Here is a 16,065-nt window from a genome sequence, read left to right on the forward strand (position 1 = left end):
ATGGAGGAGACGGGGGTGGCGTGGTGAGCGCGATGGACGTGGCGAGCGGCCGCACCCCCGAGCCGGCCTTCCCGCCGCCCTGCCATGTCTCCGGGCCGGACGGTCCGTGGGAGGAGGTCCAGGAGCGGTTCGAGCGGTCGGGCCGGGCGGTGGTGCACTCCACCTGGGGCGAGTGGCTGACGCCGGCCCTGCTCGATCCCGGTCTGCGCACGCTGCTCGGCCGCGACTGGCCCCGCTACCGGCAGCATCCGGCCCCGGCCGGCCGGCTGACCCTCGCCGTCTCCAGAGTGGTGCTCAAGCACACGGCCGCTGCCGCCCTTCAGGTCCCCGCCGAACGGTTCGACCTCGCCGGCCTGCCGGGCGGGCGGCCCGTGCTGCGCGGGCTCGGCGCGGACCTGCGGGTGAGCCTCAGCCACACTGACGAGTTGATCGTGGTCGGTGTCAGCCGCGCCGGACCGGTCGGTGTGGACGCCGAGCCCGCGGGGCGCCGGATCTCCTTCGAGGCGCTGCGCGCTCACGTGTGCACCGCCGAGGAGGCCGCTTCGCTCGCGGCTCTGCCGGAGGGGGAGCGCACCGAGCGGTTCCTGCGCCTGTGGACCCTGAAGGAGGCGTACACCAAGGCGCTCGGGCACGGTATGCGGCGCCGGTTCTCGGCGGTCGGCTTCGGGTGGGACGCGTCGGGTGCCGCCCGGCTCGTCGGGGACGCGGCCGGGGAGTGGGCCTTCGCCACCCATCTCGTCCAGGGACGCTTCCTGGTGAGCGAGGCGCACCGGCAGGACATCGGGCCGGTGGTGCCGGACGGGACACGGGCGCCGTCCGCCGGGTGCGAACCGGTGCGGCCGCCCTCGGCGGATACGGCGCAGGGCACGAGGGTCCTCGCGTTTCCGGGACGGCGGGACCGCGGGCAGCGGTGAGCGGAAGCGGCGGGCGAGGCTGCCGGGCCGCGCCGGGACACGCCACGCGGAAACGATTCGAAAAGGAGGTCGGGGCGCCGGGGGCGGCTGCTGCGGCAGCAGTTTCCGGCCCCCTGGGGAGCAGATGAGGGGTCATCACGCGCACGCGGGCACGGTTCTCGCCGTGGTGCACGAACCGCCCGGCACCCAGGCCTGGTCGCCGCTCGTCTTCGAGCTGTGCGGTCTCGCCCGCACGGAGACCGAGGCGGTCGCCGCCCGTGTCGCCGAGCGCCATCGGGGATACGGCGTCGAACTGGACGGCGTCGAAGCCGACGGCGTACCGGACGCCGGGCATGGCGGCCGGTATCTCTTGCGGCTCACCCCTCGCGGCCCGGCCGGGCACGGCGGGCCGCTCACCGACGACCTGCTGGCCGATCTGCTGGCGCCGCTCGCGGCGGACACGATCGCGGTGTCCGGGCAGCAGCGGGTGCTGCTGGCGGCGGCGCTGGAGAGCCAGGCCGGCCTCGGCCGGTACGTGGAGCAGCTGTTCTGGGACTGGACGGGGCCGCTGGATCGCGGCCGGTTCACCACCGCCTGGCAGTCCGTCGCCGAGCGGGAGGCGGTGCTGCGGGCGTCCTTCGACTGGGCCGGAGCCGCCCGCCTGGTGCTCCACGACCGCGCCGTCGTCGACGTCGTCCACCACGCGCACACCGATGTCGGCTGGAGCGAACTGCTTCGCCGGGATCGGGACCGCGGCTTCGAGCTGTACCGGCCGGGGCTGCTGCGGGTGTCCGTGCTCGACGGGCCACCGGCCACGGCCCGCGCCGGACGGACGCCCAGCCGTCTGCTGGTGACCTACCACCGGGCCCTGCTCGACGAGCGCGGGGCACGTCTGCTGGTGCGCCAGTTCTACCGCTCCTACCTCGCCGGCGGGGTGCTGCCCGGCGGGGACCGGCGGCCCGACATCCGGGATCACGGCGCGTGGCCGGCTCGCCGGGAAGCGCCCGGTGCTCGCGGGCACCGGGCGGCGGCCCCGCCCGCCCACGCCGCCGTCAGTCCGGGCCGCCCCGGTCCGCCGCCCGGAACCCCCGGAGGGCCGGGCCGGATACAGCGCCGGCTCGGACCGCCCCAGACCTCCCGGTTGCGGTCCTGGGCCGCGGGCCGGGGAGCGGGGGAGAGCAGTGTCCTGCACGTCGCCTGGGCCCTGTTGCTGTACCGGGCGGCCGGAACCGACGGTCCGCTGCCGGTCGCTTTCGGCGTGGACTCGTCCGGCCGGGACATACCGCCGCGGGCCGTGGCCGACATCCCCGGGCTCCTGGGTGACCCGCTGCCGATGACGGTCACCGTGGACCCCGCCGCACCGCTGGTGGACCTGCTGCTCCAGGTGCGGGACGCCGCTTTCGACCTCAGCCCCTGTGCCTCGGTGGATGCCGACCGGATCAGGCGGTGGAGCGGGCGCGCCCCCGGCTCCGGTCCGACCGAGACCACCATCCGCTTCGACAACCACCCCGCACTGCCGGAGAACCTGCGGGCCGAACTGGCGGCGCAGGGCGTCTGGGTGGGCGTGCCGGAAAGCGCCGGCGGTGACACGCCCCTGCCGGTCACGCTCGCCGCGCACTACGACACCGAGGGCTCCCTGGTGCTGACCGCCCTGTACGACCGGGCCAGGCTCACGGACCCCGACGCCTCGGACCTCCTCGCGCAGTGTGTGCGCCTGCTGCGCGGCATGCCCCGGCACCCGGAGGACACGTTCACCGTCGCCGACGCCCTGGGGCTCCTGGTCACCTCCGGGGTGCCCCGCGTCTCACCGCCGCGACCCGGCGGCGTCCAGCGGTACGCGTCGGCGGTGCTGCGGGCCGGGGAGCCCGGCGCGGACCTCGTGTGCCTGGTCACGGTCCCCGGTGTCACGGCCGGTGCGTACGACAGGTTCGTGCACGAGCACGAGGGGCCGGAGCGCATCGTGTCGCTCAGCGCACCGGACCGCCGGGTGCCGCCCGGCACTCTGCGCGAACTGCTCAGCGGTGGGCGGCGGTTGATCCTGTGCGGGACCGGTCCGGCCGGCCTGGTCGCCCACGAGATCGCCCGCCGTGCGGCCCGGCACACGGGCGAGGTTCCCGCCGTGGTGATGACCGGGGTCGGCGGCGCCGCCGAGAGCGCTGAAGCGCTGTCACGGGCGCTGCGGGCGGTGCGGGCACGCAGTGGCTGACCGGTGGCGGCACCGGCCGTGCCTCCAGTGGGGCGAGAGCGGCCCTTGAACTCCATGGCCCACGGTGGCCGGAAGAGGAGGTGGCCATGGGCGGCACGGACGGCGTGGAGCGGACGCTGCGCGTCGAGCGTGGCACGGCGACCGCGGAGGAACTGGCCGCGCTGACCGTCGTACTGCTGGCACTGTGCGGTCGGTCGGTGGGCGGGGACGTACCGCCGCGGCCTGCCGACGGTCCGCGCTGGCGGCGGCCGGGAGCTACGACCGGATGGAAAAGACCTTTCGGTCTGTTTGACGGGGGGTGGAGCTCGCGGACGGTCTCTTTCTCCGGGGCGACTCCTGCCCTTCGGCGGGGCACGCTCCAGCCGTGAGATGCACCGGACTGCGCGTCAAACTTGCTGCTTCCTAGGGAAGTTGGCAGGTGGGAGACGTGTCCTTGAGGGCTGCCGTACCTGCACCGTATCTGGGCTTGAAGGTCGTTGGAGACAGGTGGAACGGTCTTTATTGACATACCGCCTGCGCTGTTTTTTAATCGTGCGTGCCAGCGGCGCACGTGAACGTAGGGGAGACGGCGTGGACATCGACGTACTGGGCGCACTGGACGTGAGGGTGGACGGCGTGTCCGTCGCCCCCACGGCGCCGAAGCCCCGCCAGGTGCTGGCGTTGCTGGCGTTTCACGCGGACCGGGTGGTGCCGGTCGCCTCACTCATCGAGGAAGTCTGGTCGAGCCGGCCCCCGCGCAGCGCGCGCACCACCTTGCAGACCTATGTGCTGCAACTGCGCGAACTCATCGCGGCGGCGCTGGCCCGGCCCACCGGACAGCACGCGGAGGGCACGGCGGAGCGCCGTACCGCCAAGGACGTGCTGCTCACCCTGCCGGGCGGATACCTGCTCGCCTCCGACGGCGGTACCAGCGACGTCCGGGAGTTCGAGCGGCTGGCGGGACTGGGCTACCGGGCCATGGACGCCGGTGACTTCGCGGGTGCCTCACGCACCCTCGCCGCCGCCCTGGACCTGTGGTCGGGGTCCGCCTTCGCCGACGTGCAGACCGGGGACCGGCTCGCCCTGGAGGCCAAGCGCCTTGAGGAGAGCCGGCTGTGCGTGCTCGACCAGCGCATCGAGGCGGACCTGCGGCTCGGGCGGCACCGCGAAGTGCTTGCCGAACTGACGGTCCTGACGAGCCGGTACCGCACGCATGAGAACCTGCACGCCCAGTTCATGATCGCGCTGGACCGGTCCGGGCGGCGGAGTGAGGCTCTCGAGGCCTATCTGCACCTGCGCGCCACTCTCGGGCGCGACCTGGGTCTGGAACCGTCCCCGCGGCTGCGCCGGCTCCAGCACTCGATCCTGATGGCCGCGTCCGAGACCGCGCCGAACCCGGCGCCGGCCCGGACCGCGCACGTCCCGCACGCCGGACCCCTGGCACCGATCCACTGACCCTCCGGCCCGAGCGCCGATCCTTGGAGGCATTCCCCATGACCAGTGAGCCGACGGCACCTTCCGATGGGACCGGAGACCTCCTTGTCGAGCTCACGGCCGTGCTGGCCGGTGTCGTACACGCCGACCCCGACCGGATCGACCCCGAGCAGCCCTTCCCCGTGCTCGGCCTGGACTCCCTGCTCACCGTCGAGTTCGTCGCGGCCGTCGCCGAACGCTTGGGCGTCCGGATCGCCGGGGCGGCCCTGTACGAGTACCCCACACCGGTGCTGCTCGCCCGCCACCTGGCCGTTGTCCGCAGCGGCGCCGACGAGGCCCCCGCCGTCCAGGACCCCGGCGCCTCGGCCGCCGTGCTCCAGGTGCTGCGCGAGCAACTGGCCCGCATCCTGCACTGCGACCCCTGGGAGATCGACGGCGGTGCCGCCTTCGCGGAACTGGGCATCGACTCCATCCTGGCCGCCGATTTCATCGCCGGTGTCAACCGCGCCTACGGCCTGAGCGAGAGCCCCGTCAGTGTCCACGAGCATCCCAGCCTCGCCGCCATGGCCTCCTACGTCGCCTTCCGCAGCCGGGGCCCGGCGCTCCCCGCGGCACCGGACCACGGCGCACCCGCCGCGGCCCCGGTAAGGCAGCCTCCGGCGGCCACCGCTCCCACGACGCGGTCCCCGCTGTCCCAGGAGGAGGTGGTCGCGCTCCTCGACGCGGTGCGCGGGGAGCGGATCGGCGTCGACGAGGCGGCCGCGCTCCTGGCGGACCGCTCCGCCTGAACGGAAACCCCACCGTGGAGCACCGACAGTTCCCCGCCCGCTACGGCCCCGGCGGCCTCACGCGCCGCGATGGCACGCCGACCGCAGCGGCACGGCGCACCGAGACGGACGAGACGACACCATGACCCTCACCGCACCGGAGTCCCCCAGCGCCGGGTTCCCGCCGCACCACGAGACCGTGGCCCCGGTGAAGCTGTGGCTGTGCCCCAACGACGCCCTCCCGCCCGACCTCGCGGGGGAACTGGCAAGGCACTGGCTCGACGAGCGGGAACACCAGACCGCGACCCGGTTCCTCTTCGAACGAGACCGCCGGCAGTACCTGGTCGCCCACACCCTGGTCCGCCGGGCGCTGGCGCTGGAGGCCGGCCTCACCGAGGCGGAGCTGGTCATCTGGCGTTCCTCGCGCGGCCGGCCCTTCCTCCAGCCGCTGCCCGGCGGCCTGCCGCGAGGCGGCGACCACCTGGACTTCAACCTCTCCCACGCGGGCGGCTACAGCCTGCTCGGGATCGTCCGCAGGCAGCGCATCGGCGTCGACGTGGAGGGCCTCGGCAGAGAGGCGCGGGGTCTGGAGACCATCGTGACCACCTTCGCCCCCGAGGAGCAGCGCTGGGTGGCCGAGGTGCCCGAGGGCCCGCGGCGGGAGCGCCGGGTGCTCCGGCTGTGGACCCTGAAGGAGGCATACTCCAAGGCCCGCGGACTGGGACTCGGCCTGCCCTTCGACGAGTTCTCCTTCTCCCTGGCCGACGACCGGGGGGTGCTCGGTTTCCGGCCACCCGCCGACGACCTGGCCGGGCGCTGGCGGCTGCTGGAACTGGAGCCGGTTCCGGGCGTGCTGGTCGCGGTGGCCGTACCCGCTGACGAACCCTTCGCCCCGCACCTGGAGTTGCACCACGGGTTCCCCTGGAACCGGGCCGCACCGCACATCGTGCCCCTGCCCGAACCCGTGGGCGCGCCGCGCGGCTAGCCGGGCCCCGCCGCGCGGCGTCCGGGCACCGTGCACCTATCCGGGCCACGCGAATTGTCCGCCGTCCCAAAAGGCCGGGCAGCGGCGGGAATTCCTTTCGGGAATCGAAAGACCGTCCCGCTTGGAGCACGGCTAGAGGACCGCTACAGGAAATCGGTTGAAGGACACGCACACGGCTAGCGTGTGGAGTGGCGAAGATTTCTGGCCACCAAAAGGAACTGGACAAGGAACTCGACGAGGTGGGGAGGCCAGCATGAAGATTCAGGTTCTGGGTCCGTTGAGTGCCGAGGTCAACGGGGGATCGATCGTTCCGACGGCCGGCAAACCGCGACAGATTCTGTCGCTGCTGGCGCTCTATCCGGGACGGGTCATGCCCGTACCCACACTCATGGAGGAACTCTGGGGAACCGAGCCTCCGGCGAGTGCGCTGACGACCCTTCAGACGTACATACTCCAACTGCGCAGACGGCTCGGCACGGCGATGGGTCCGGGCGCTCCGACCGGAGCGAAGGACATTCTCGCCACGCGGCACGGCGGATACCTGCTCCAGATCGACAAGAGCTGCGTCGACGTGAACCAGTACGAGGAACTGGCCCGGCAGGGCCAAGCCGCGTTCGAGGCGGGGGACAACGAGGTGTCCGCGGCGCGTTTCCGCTCCGCGCTGGACCTGTGGACCGGCGCACCGCTGGTCGACGTGAAGCTCGGCCCGGTCCTGGACATCGAGGTGATGCGGTTGCAGGAGAGCCGGCTGGTCACCGTGGAGCGGCGCATCGACGCCGACCTGCGGCTCGGCCGCCACTCGGAGCTGATCGCCGAGCTGACCGAGCTGACCGCTCGCCACCCGCACCACGAGGGGCTGCACTCCCAGGTCATGGTGGCGCTGTACCGCTCGGGCCGGCAGGCCACCGCGCTGGAGGTCTACCGCAGACTGCGGATGCGGTTCATCCAGGACCTGGGCGTGGAGCCCTCCCCGCAGTTGCAGCGCATGCACCAGGCGATGCTGGCCGTGGACCCCCAGCTGGACGTGCTGGCCGGGCCGCGCCACAGCTCGACGTTCGACCTGTTCGCGGCCTGACGGCCGGCGCCGCCCGGTCACCGGAGGAACGGCGGTCTGTCGCAGGGAAGTTGTTCCGCGCCCCGGCAGGTCCGCCCTCGGCGGTGGCCCGGAGCGCCGGGCGCGCACCGAAGGCGCGTCCGCGTCCGCGTGCGGTGCCCGGACAGCCGGGGCTGTGGTCGCTGTGGGCGTCGCCTGTGCCGTCGCCGCTTTCACTTCCGCCTTCGTCCCTGCTTCCGCCTTCGTCCCTGCTTTCGCCTTCGCCTTTGCCGAGCAGCCGTGGCGCATCGGTCGGCCGGTCCTACAGCGGGAGCAACTGGGCCGGTGGCCGCGCCGGTGCGCCGCCGGGACCGCCCTCGTACGACCCGCCGGGTGGGCCGGCGGGCAGTCGTACGGCGGCCATCGGGCCGAACAGCCGGCCGGCCTCAACGAGCCGGACCGCCACGTGATCCCGCCGCGCGCCTTCCCCGCAGAGCTGGTGGGCCGCCTCCAGCAGGGCGAGTGCGCAGCGGCCGTCGTCCTCGGCGATCCGGCTCTCGGCCGCCGCGCACAGCAGCTCAGTCTCCTCGCCGGTGGCCGACCAACCGGTGGCGGACAGGGCGGCGGACAGAAGGTGCCCGGCCGCCTCCACCGCCGGGCGGCCCTGGCGGTGCAGCAGGAGGGCCGCCCGGCGGTGCAGTGCGACCAGGTCGGCGGGGGACAGGGCGCCGAGGACCGCGGTCCGCACGGCGGGAGTCGGGTGACCGGCGTCGCTCAGCAGTCCCGCCGCGTGCAGGCCGGCCAGGCTCCGCCGGACCGCGGGCGGCGCGATGCCGGTCAGTTCCGTGATCCGCTCCGGCGTGATGGCCCGGTCCAGCACGGCCGCGGCCCGGCCGACCGCCGCGGCGGTGGCGCCGGCGCGGTGCAGGCAGGCGTGCACGGCACGGGCGAAGGGGCCGCCGGGGTCCGCGGCGGTGCCGCCGTGCCGGATGCCGGCCCCGGCCGTCCCGCACCCGCCGCAGCCGGGTGCGGGACGGCGGGCGCCGGGGGCCGCGCCGGAGCGTTCGTCCAGGAGCGCGCGCAGCAGCAGCGGGTTGCCGCCGCTCAACTCGTAGAGGGAAAAGACCTGTTCGCGGCAGCCCGCGCGCTCGGCCAGCGCGGTCACCTCGGCCGGACCGAGCCGCTCGAGCCGGATCCGGCGAGACGTCGGCAGGTGCGTCAGGCCGGTCGTGAACGCGGGGTCACCGCTCTCGTGGTGCACCGGTCCGGCCAGGACGAGCAGCGTGCGGGCGGCCCGTGCGTGGCGGGCGAGGTACGACAGGAACGCGAGGGATTCGTCGTCGGCGTGGTGGACGTCGTCCACGCACAGCACCAGCGGGCCGTCTCCGGCCGCCTCGCGCAGTTCGGCGCATAGGGCCCGCAGGTCCTCGGCGCGTGGTTCCCGCTGCGGCATGCCCGTCCACCGGACCGGCCCGGAAAGGCCGGTCAGCAACTGGCGGACCACGTCCCACGCGGTGCGGCGCCCGGCCGGGAAGCCGGTCGCGCACCGCACCACGGCACCTGCGGCGGCGGCCCGTTCGATCAGCAGGTGGACGAGTGCGCTCTTGCCGCACCCCGTGGGCCCCTCCACCAGGACGGTGCGGGAGCACCCCTCGGCGCAGTCCGTGAAGGCGTCCGTCAAGGTTCTGATCGCCGTGGTCCTGCCGACCAACGTCATAACCGTCCCGTCGCGGTTGGTGCTGCCCCCCGAACCGGACCAGTCTCACCGCGCCGCCTGGAACGGCGGTGGAGCGTCGATGGAACGCGGCACCCTCCCGGCCGGGGTCCGTACGCGGACGTCCCCGCACCCCGCCCCGGCCACCCGCTCTCCATCCCCTCTCGAGCGGGGACGGCCATGCTGTGCGGGACGGTTGTACGGGACGACGAACCATGAGGAAGGACCTCGGCATGGTGACCGCGCTGACCGAGCCCCTCAGCGGAGTGCTGCACGAACTCCTCACCGCTCGCACCCTGCGTGAGCGCAACAAGGAACTCGTCCTCGCGCTGGTCGCGGCGGCCAACCGGGGCGAGGCCAACCAGCTCACCCGCCACTGGGCTGCCCCCGCCGGCCCGGACGGGCGGATGCCGCCCGCGGAGCTGGGGCTGACGGCCGAGAGCGTCCTCGCCGAGGGTGACCTCGTCGTGCTGAGGGCGACGGCGCGCACCGCGGGGGCGGCCTGGTCGCTGGTCGCGGAGCTCCGCTTCGACACCGCGGGCCGCGTCGCGCACTGCCACGACATGCTCGTGCCGCGGACCGCGGCGGCCTGACCCGCTCTCGCGCCGGGGGCGAGCCGGTACGGACGGCCCCGGCCGGGGTCAGGGCCGAAGTCGCGTGGGAGCGGGGTGATTACGGCGTAATCACCGGGCCCGGTGACGGCGGACCGGACCGCTCCGCTGCCACGGCGCGTCTCTCCCCGCGCCCGGTGACCCGGCTGCGCTCCGCATGCGCCGACCACGGCCCTCCACGCAGGACGAACGCGGACCCAGGACGGTTCGGGGGCCACTGGAGAAAACGGCCGCGCGGGACATGGCGGAGCCGGCGCGGGGAGGCCGGGAACGAGGGGACGGCCATACGGAGAGCGCGTGCGTGCCGGCTGTCACAAGAGCGCCGTACGCGTACCCGGTGCCTCCCTCCGCCGCCCGGCCCTGCGGGCGCCACGCCCCCGCGACGCCGCCGCTCCGATCGGGCACGCGGAGCCGGCGCGGCGGAGCGCACCGTGCGGACAGGCCGCCGCGGCAGCGGCCCGGACGTCCGCTGGTCCGGAGGGCAGACGTCCGTTCCGTACGCGGGTGTCCGAGAGGGCGAGGCGATGAACGACGGCCGGCCCGCCGGCGTCCGCGCGCTGCTCGACGCCGAGCGAGGCGCCCACGGCGCACTGGAACCGCTCGGGCCGCTGGACACCGCCCGCTTCCACCGGCCCCTGCGCCGCGTCGCCGGGATCCGTCCGGGCGCCTGGTACCCGCAGCCCTGACTGCTGCGACACGGCCCCGAACCGGACACTGGCGAGCGCCCTGCGACGGGCGAGCGGATCGGCCGCCCGGCGCTGAGGCGCCGTGCCCGCGGGGAGGCGGGTGCCCTGCCCGGCGCGGCGGGTACGGCACGGAAGCGCCGCGCCCGTACGACGCGGACGCCCGGCACGGTGGTACGGCAAGATCACTTCTTGGGCCAGCCGATGTCGTCGTCGGACGACGGACCGCGCATCGGCGCGGGCCGGCCGGCGCGGCACCTTTGGCAAGCGCGGCGGGCAGGAACCGCGTGATTCATGGGCGACTCCCGTGGTCGCGACGAGACCGGCTCCGTGATCGAGGACGGACCGGTGTGCAGGTGGCGGCACCGGCGCTCGAGATACTCCCCGCAATCGCTGGAGGACCGCTGGAGAAACGCCGGAGGATCCCGTGAGGTGCGCACGAGGTCCAGGGCATGGCGTCTGGCAAAACATTGCCCGGCACTTGCCCGGCCGCCTACGCTCGTCGCGGCTGTCGGCGGCCCGCGGACCATGGCCCGCCCCGTCCCGCCCCCGGCCGACCCCACCCCTCCGTCCCAGGGAATGGTCCTATGCTGCGTCAGCCCGCGTTCGGCCGTCGTCTCCGCAAACTGCGCCAGGCCCGCGGGCTGTCCCAGACCGCCCTGGCCGGTGACGGCATGTCCACGGGATACCTCTCCCGGCTGGAGTCCGGCGCCCGCCAGCCCACCGAGCGGGCCGTCGCCCACCTCGCCGAACGGCTCGGTCTGGAACCCGCGGACTTCGAGGAACCCGCCGGCGGCTCGCTTGCCCACGCGCTGTCGCTGGTCTCCTCCACCGGGTCCGACGCGGCGATGGAAACCCTCCGCGAGGCTCTGGCGGCCGAGGGGCACGAGGCGCCGGTGCTGCGCTGGCAGGCGCTGTGGCAACTGGCCCAGCAGCGGAAGGTCCAGGGCGACCACGCCGGCGAGCGGGACTACCTGGAGGAGCTGGTACGGCTCGGCGACGCGGTCGGGCTGATGGCGCTGCGGGTGCGCGGCCTGACCCGGCTGGCCCGCTGTTTGCGCGCGCTGGGGGAGATGCACGCCGCCCTGGACGCCGCGATGGCGGCCCACCACCTCGCACAGGACCACGACCTGGAGGCGGAGGACCGGGGCGCGGTGCTGCTGGCCCTGGTCTCGGTGGAGGCGGAGGCGGGCCGGCTGCCGGACGCGCGGGCCCACACCGACGAGCTGGTCGAGCTGGTCGCGGGCCGTTCGGACACGCTGTGGGCGGAGGCGATGTGGACCGCCGCGGCGGTGCGCCTGCGGCAGGGCGACCATGCCGGCGCGCAGGCCTGTCTGGAGAAGGCGCTGGCGGGCTTCGGCAGCAGCGAGGACCTCGTGCTGTGGGTGCGGCTGCGGTTCGCGGCCGGGCGGCTGTACTTGCAGAAGCTGCCGCCGGACCCCGAGGCCGCCGAGCGGTGCCTCACGGAGGCCGAGCCGGCGCTCGCGTTCGTCGGCACCCCGGCCCTGCGCCAGGACCTGATCGCGCTCAAGGCCGACGTCGCGTTCCTCACCGGCCGGTACGACGACGCCCGCGTCCTGCTCGGCGAACTCGCCGAGGTGGAGTCGAGGATGAGCTACCGGGACCGGGTACGGCTGGACATCCTCCGCAACCAGCTGCGCATCCGCTCCGGCGACGACAGCGGAATCCAGGGGCTGCGGAACCTGGCCGAGCAGGCGCAGGCCGACGCCAACATCGACCTGGCCGCGGACATCTGGCGCATCCTCGCCGAGGCTCTGGCCCAGTCCACCATGGAGCGGAGCACGGCCGCGTCGGGGGTATGACCGGTACGAGGGTCCCCTGCGGCCGGCCCGGACCGGGCCCCGCGGTCCCCTTGCCGCCGGTGTTCAGCGGCAGGTCGTCAGGAGCCTCGGCGCGGGCGGGAGCGCGGGCCGCGCAGGCCGCTCCTGGTAGCGCGGGGCGGCGTCCGGGCCGGCGGTGTGTTCGCCCGCGGCCGGGGCGTCGGCGCGGTTCCCGGAGCCGGTGACGGATGCCGCGTACACGCCGGTCAGCCGGCCCACGGAAAGCTGCTCGGGGTCGAGGAGGACGATGTCGAGGACGTCCGGGCTCTCGCCCCAGGTGGGCAGGGCTCGGTAGCCCAGGCTCTCGGCGGTCGCGCACAGCACCTCCGGGTCGGGGGCGGGCGCGTCCTGCGGCGCGAGGTCGATGCTCTCGCGGGGGTCGAAGAGGGACTGCATGGCCGTGTACTCGTCGTGCACCCGGCGGTTGGGGATCCCGGCCAGGCGCAGCACGCGGGGGCGCGACGCCGTCAGGCGGTGTACGGCCTCGACGGTGCCGGGGAGGTCCCGGCCCCAGCGGAGGGCGGGCGCGGTGCGGAGGTCGGCGACCGGCTCGGCGGTGGAGAGCACCACGTCGTAGCGGTAGCGGGTCAGCTCGTTGTGGTTGCGGCCCCGCTTGGCGCGTACGTCGACCGCGCGCACGGCGGGCAGGTCACGGGCGAGTGCGTCGAACAGGCCGGGCGGGACCAGCAGTTCGGGCTCCGTGGCGACCTGCCGCTCGATGCCGCGGCGCAGTGCCTCCCGGTCGCTCCGGGCCGCACCCGGCCGGGCCAGGGCGACGCCGGTCCGGAAGCAGCGGGCGAGGTCGCGGTTACGCAGGTCACCGAGGAACAGCGAGCCGTTCGGGGCGAGCAGTGCCACCGCCCGCTCGACGACGGTGCGCAGGTGGGCGAGGCTCGGGCAGGAGCGGGCCACTGACGTGACGACGACCGTGTCGAAGTGGCCGGTGGGCAGACCACTCGTGTCCTCGGTGTCCCGGCGGTCGAGCCGGACCTTGCCCTTCAGGACCGGGTCGGGTGCCACCCGAGCGGCGAGCGCGGCGACGGTGGCGGGGGAGGAGGCGGTGGCCCAGTACTCGTGGACCTCCTCGTCACGGGCGAGGCGGGCCATCGGCAGCCCGGCGCCCGCGCCGATCTCCAGGACCCGGCGGCGCGGCAGCTCGCGGATCCGGTCGAGGGTGGTGTCCTGCCACTCCCGCAGGTGCTCCGGCGGGATCGGCAGGGTGTCGTAACTGCTGTGCCGGACGAGGGAGTCGTCGCCCAGCACGGCGGCATCGGGGTCGTCGTAGAGCACCATGTGGATCTCCTTCTCCGGCCGGCGGGGGCGTCATGGGGTCGGACGTCAGACAGCGGCGACAGCGGGCCACTGCTGGTCGGCCGGTGCGGCGGTGGCCGGGGCGATGGGCCACTGCTGGTCGGCGGGGGTGGCGGTGGTGGGGGTGGTGGGCCACTGCTGGTCGGCGGGGGTGGCGGTGGCCGGGGCGATGGGCCACTGCTGGTCGGCGGAGACCGCCTTCTGCGTCGCCGGCGAGACGATCGCGTCGGCGGCGGTGGCGCCGACGGTGGAGAAGACGGCGGCGGCGGCGACGGCGGCGATCCGGGCGATGCGGTTCATGGCGGGCTCCTCGGTGTCAATTCCGTGTGCGTTGCTTGGCAACCTCTTGCCAAGAAGACTGGCAAGCGCACCTCGGGAATTGCTGGGGAATGGGTGGATTTTCGCTGGAGATACCCGCCAGAAACGCATCAAGGGACATGGAGACGCACCGAATTTGCCTAACGGAACGGCTCTGAGCTGCGGAAACCTGCCCTCTTGGCACATACGGAGAAGCTGTGGCAACACTTGCCAACTACTGGAGACGGAAGCCGGAACCCCCCGAATTCCGTTGCCAATCGCCCCCTCACTCGAGCCTTGCCTGAGCCCGTGGCACCCGATGTTGCCAACTCCCCGCACCGGCAGGCAATCTATTGCCACCTTCCAGGCAACGAATTGCCCCGGCTAAGGGGGAGGTCCCTGAAATGAACGCGACGTCCCACGGCGACCGCAGGATCCACCTCGACCCGGCCGGCGCCGGCCGCATGCCCGCCGACGTACGCGCTGTGCTCACCGAATGGACGCGCTTCGAGGACCGGTACGGGCCGTACGAGCTGGACGACCGCCTGGGCGATGTCCTGCACGGGGAATTCCACGAGCGATTGGGCGCCCTGCTCGGCGCGCCGCCCGCGGACACTTTTCCGTGCACCGGCGCCGCCGACGCGTTCGCCGGTGTGCTGTCCCGGCTGCCGCTCGGCCCGCGGGACCGCGTCTGGGTGACGCCCTACGAGTCGGCCGCCAACCTCACCGCCCTCTTCGCCCTGCGCGCCCGCACCGGGTGCGCGCTGGACGTCGTACCGCTGCGCCACGACGGGGACCTCGACCTGGAGTGGATGGCCCAGCACATCGGCGGCGACGTCGCCCTCGTCTGCGTCCCGTACGTCCCGGCGGGTTGCGGCATCGTCAGTCCCGTGCGGGAGGTGGGGCGGATCCTCGCCCCGCATCGGTGCCTGTACGCCGTCGACGCCTCCTACGCCGTCGGACAGCTCCCTGTTGACATCGCCGGCATCGGCTGCCACCTGCTGGCGGGGGACGGCTGGAGGTTTCTGCGCGGCCCGCAGTCAGCGGGATTCGCCTACGCGGCACCGCTGTTGCGCGAGACCCTCGCCCCGCACGGCGGCCTGCCGTTCGTGCCGCCGCACGGCGCCGCCACCGCCGCGCTGAACGCATCTCTGGCCCGGCACGCCGCGCCGTCCGCGGGCGAGGACCTCGGCGGTCGCCTACGCGCCGCCGTCGAGGGGGCGCCCGGCATCGAACCGATCGCACCGGGACGTACCCAGTCCGGCATCGTCACCTTCCGGCACGAAGAACTGCCGTCCGCGCTGCTGCGCCGCCGGCTCGCGGACCGCGGAGTCGTCGTGTGGAAGACGGTCGCCCAGGAAGTCCCGCTGTACCTGCCCCGGCGCGGTGTCGTCACGGCGGTACGCGCATCGGTCCACCACGACAACTCGACCGAGGACATCGAACTGTTCGCCGACGCCCTCCGGGACGCCGTGGCCGTAGGACTTCCGCGGCCCGCCGCCCCGACCTTGGGCCCCGCACCCGCCCTGCTCACCACGCCGTCCGACGCGTCCGTGCCGTCCGACGCGTCCGTGCCGTCCGACGCGTCCGTGCCGTCCGGCACGTCGGTGCCGGTCGCCTTCCCGGTGCCACGGCAGCGGGCGGCCGGGCGGCGGCATCTGGCCCTGGTGTCCGGCGGCCCGGCCGACTCCGGCCGATGCCGGCCGGGGGCATGAGCGGCCTCGTGAAGAAGGTCCCGCCGGTGGTCCCCCTTCGGCTTGTGGTCCCCCTTCGGCTCTCCGGGAGGCGGTAGCAGGACCGGGCAGACACGAGCGCCCCTCTAACGGCCGTCCCTAGCCTCGGACCCAGTCGCGCGCACCCTGCGGTGGCGCCGCGAGACCAGTCACGGACCGACAGGAGCGGACGTACGCATGTCTGTGGAAATGACCGGGCCGACGGGGACGGGGACCGCGAAGGATGTGCGGCGTCTGGACCGGGTGATCATCCGGTTCGCGGGGGACTCGGGTGATGGTATGCAGCTCACCGGGGACCGGTTCACCTCGGAGACGGCTTCCTTCGGCAACGACCTTTCGACCCTGCCGAACTTCCCCGCCGAGATCCGCGCGCCTGCCGGGACCCTGCCGGGTGTCTCCTCGTTCCAGCTCCACTTCGCCGACCACGACATCCTCACTCCGGGGGATGCGCCGGACGTTCTCGTCGCGATGAACCCGGCCGCTCTGAAGGCCAATATCGGCGATCTCCCGCGTGGCGCGGAGGTCATCGTGGACACGGACGGGTTCACCGGGCGGGCCCTGCAGAAGGTCGGCTACGC

At 74.0% G+C, this 16,065-nt stretch carries 15 protein-coding genes; 12 read left to right on the top strand and 3 right to left on the bottom strand.

The window, feature by feature from the left end; all coding sequences use genetic code 11:
- Positions 1-20 precede the first annotated feature (20 nt).
- The 7 genes from AC069R_RS31185 (at position 21) to AC069R_RS31215 (ending at position 7,339) form a co-directional block, all read left to right on the top strand.
- Entirely contained in the window at positions 21-914 is an 894-nt protein-coding gene (locus AC069R_RS31185) for a 4'-phosphopantetheinyl transferase family protein (RefSeq protein WP_478770076.1), read from the top strand.
- A gap of 124 nt (positions 915-1,038) precedes the next feature.
- On the top strand, positions 1,039-3,099 hold the full coding sequence (locus tag AC069R_RS31190; protein ID WP_478770077.1) for a condensation domain-containing protein: 2,061 nt from the start codon (positions 1,039-1,041) through the stop codon (positions 3,097-3,099).
- 86 nt (positions 3,100-3,185) lie between these two features.
- Positions 3,186-3,467, top strand: a complete 282-nt coding sequence (locus tag AC069R_RS31195) for an acyl-CoA carboxylase subunit epsilon (RefSeq protein WP_478770078.1) — start codon at positions 3,186-3,188, stop codon at positions 3,465-3,467.
- Positions 3,468-3,669: 202 nt separating this feature from the next.
- Complete coding sequence (locus AC069R_RS31200) at positions 3,670-4,533, top strand: AfsR/SARP family transcriptional regulator (RefSeq protein ID WP_478770079.1); 864 nt, start codon at positions 3,670-3,672, stop codon at positions 4,531-4,533.
- A 38-nt stretch (positions 4,534-4,571) separates the two neighbouring features.
- Positions 4,572-5,300, top strand: coding sequence for an acyl carrier protein (locus AC069R_RS31205; protein WP_478770080.1), 729 nt, complete (start codon positions 4,572-4,574; stop codon positions 5,298-5,300).
- A gap of 121 nt (positions 5,301-5,421) precedes the next feature.
- Positions 5,422-6,264 (top strand): 4'-phosphopantetheinyl transferase family protein, encoded by an 843-nt coding sequence (locus tag AC069R_RS31210; RefSeq protein ID WP_478770081.1) that lies wholly within the window; start codon positions 5,422-5,424, stop codon positions 6,262-6,264.
- Between the two features lie 253 nt (positions 6,265-6,517).
- A complete protein-coding gene (locus AC069R_RS31215; RefSeq protein ID WP_478770082.1) occupies positions 6,518-7,339 on the top strand; it encodes an AfsR/SARP family transcriptional regulator in 822 nt (273 codons plus the stop codon).
- Between the two features lie 280 nt (positions 7,340-7,619).
- Here the strand turns inward: AC069R_RS31215 and AC069R_RS31220 are convergent, their stop codons facing one another.
- A complete protein-coding gene (locus AC069R_RS31220; RefSeq protein WP_478770083.1) occupies positions 7,620-9,014 on the bottom strand; it encodes an ATP-binding protein in 1,395 nt (464 codons plus the stop codon).
- A gap of 212 nt (positions 9,015-9,226) precedes the next feature.
- Here AC069R_RS31220 and AC069R_RS31225 point away from each other — a divergent pair, with 212 nt between their 5' ends.
- The 3 genes from AC069R_RS31225 to AC069R_RS31235 all read left to right on the top strand — a co-directional run bounded on the left by AC069R_RS31225 (position 9,227) and on the right by AC069R_RS31235 (position 12,128).
- Complete coding sequence (locus AC069R_RS31225; protein ID WP_478770084.1) at positions 9,227-9,604, top strand: hypothetical protein; 378 nt, start codon at positions 9,227-9,229, stop codon at positions 9,602-9,604.
- Between the two features lie 449 nt (positions 9,605-10,053).
- Positions 10,054-10,308 (top strand): hypothetical protein, encoded by a 255-nt coding sequence (locus AC069R_RS31230; protein ID WP_478770085.1) that lies wholly within the window; start codon positions 10,054-10,056, stop codon positions 10,306-10,308.
- Between the two features lie 584 nt (positions 10,309-10,892).
- Positions 10,893-12,128 carry a helix-turn-helix domain-containing protein gene (locus tag AC069R_RS31235; RefSeq protein WP_478770086.1) on the top strand — a complete coding sequence of 412 codons (1,236 nt, stop codon included), beginning with the start codon at positions 10,893-10,895 and terminating at the stop codon, positions 12,126-12,128.
- A 63-nt stretch (positions 12,129-12,191) separates the two neighbouring features.
- Here AC069R_RS31235 and AC069R_RS31240 read toward each other — a convergent pair whose 3' ends face one another.
- Positions 12,192-13,439 carry a class I SAM-dependent methyltransferase gene (locus tag AC069R_RS31240; protein WP_478770087.1) on the bottom strand — a complete coding sequence of 416 codons (1,248 nt, stop codon included), beginning with the start codon at positions 13,437-13,439 and terminating at the stop codon, positions 12,192-12,194.
- 45 nt (positions 13,440-13,484) lie between these two features.
- Positions 13,485-13,757, bottom strand: a complete 273-nt coding sequence (locus AC069R_RS31245; protein WP_478770088.1) for a hypothetical protein — start codon at positions 13,755-13,757, stop codon at positions 13,485-13,487.
- Positions 13,758-14,158: 401 nt separating this feature from the next.
- On the opposite strand from AC069R_RS31245, the gene AC069R_RS31250 reads away from it, so the two are divergent.
- Together AC069R_RS31250 and AC069R_RS31255 are read left to right on the top strand one after the other, a co-directional pair.
- The gene (locus tag AC069R_RS31250; protein WP_478770089.1) at positions 14,159-15,469 is read left to right on the top strand and encodes an aminotransferase class V-fold PLP-dependent enzyme; all 1,311 of its coding nucleotides are present in this window, start codon (positions 14,159-14,161) and stop codon (positions 15,467-15,469) included.
- Positions 15,470-15,664: 195 nt separating this feature from the next.
- Positions 15,665-16,065 (top strand): 2-oxoacid:acceptor oxidoreductase family protein (locus AC069R_RS31255; protein ID WP_478770090.1); only part of this gene is annotated, 401 nt, incomplete at its 3' end.

This window comes from Streptomyces sp. NPDC043952 (assembly GCF_056435325.1).

Excerpts from the sequence above, each read along its gene's own strand:
- AC069R_RS31190 (WP_478770077.1), top strand. The coding sequence starts at position 1,039 with ATGAGGGGTCATCACGCGCACGCGGGCACGGTTCTCGCCGTGGTGCAC.
- AC069R_RS31195 (WP_478770078.1), top strand. The coding sequence starts at position 3,186 with ATGGGCGGCACGGACGGCGTGGAGCGGACGCTGCGCGTCGAGCGTGGC.
- AC069R_RS31205 (WP_478770080.1), top strand. The coding sequence starts at position 4,572 with ATGACCAGTGAGCCGACGGCACCTTCCGATGGGACCGGAGACCTCCTT.
- AC069R_RS31210 (WP_478770081.1), top strand. The coding sequence starts at position 5,422 with ATGACCCTCACCGCACCGGAGTCCCCCAGCGCCGGGTTCCCGCCGCAC.
- AC069R_RS31215 (WP_478770082.1), top strand. The coding sequence starts at position 6,518 with ATGAAGATTCAGGTTCTGGGTCCGTTGAGTGCCGAGGTCAACGGGGGA.
- AC069R_RS31220 (WP_478770083.1), bottom strand. The coding sequence starts at position 9,014 with ATGACGTTGGTCGGCAGGACCACGGCGATCAGAACCTTGACGGACGCC.
- AC069R_RS31225 (WP_478770084.1), top strand. The coding sequence starts at position 9,227 with ATGAGGAAGGACCTCGGCATGGTGACCGCGCTGACCGAGCCCCTCAGC.
- AC069R_RS31235 (WP_478770086.1), top strand. The coding sequence starts at position 10,893 with ATGCTGCGTCAGCCCGCGTTCGGCCGTCGTCTCCGCAAACTGCGCCAG.
- AC069R_RS31240 (WP_478770087.1), bottom strand. The coding sequence starts at position 13,439 with ATGGTGCTCTACGACGACCCCGATGCCGCCGTGCTGGGCGACGACTCC.
- AC069R_RS31245 (WP_478770088.1), bottom strand. The coding sequence starts at position 13,757 with ATGAACCGCATCGCCCGGATCGCCGCCGTCGCCGCCGCCGCCGTCTTC.
- AC069R_RS31250 (WP_478770089.1), top strand. The coding sequence starts at position 14,159 with ATGAACGCGACGTCCCACGGCGACCGCAGGATCCACCTCGACCCGGCC.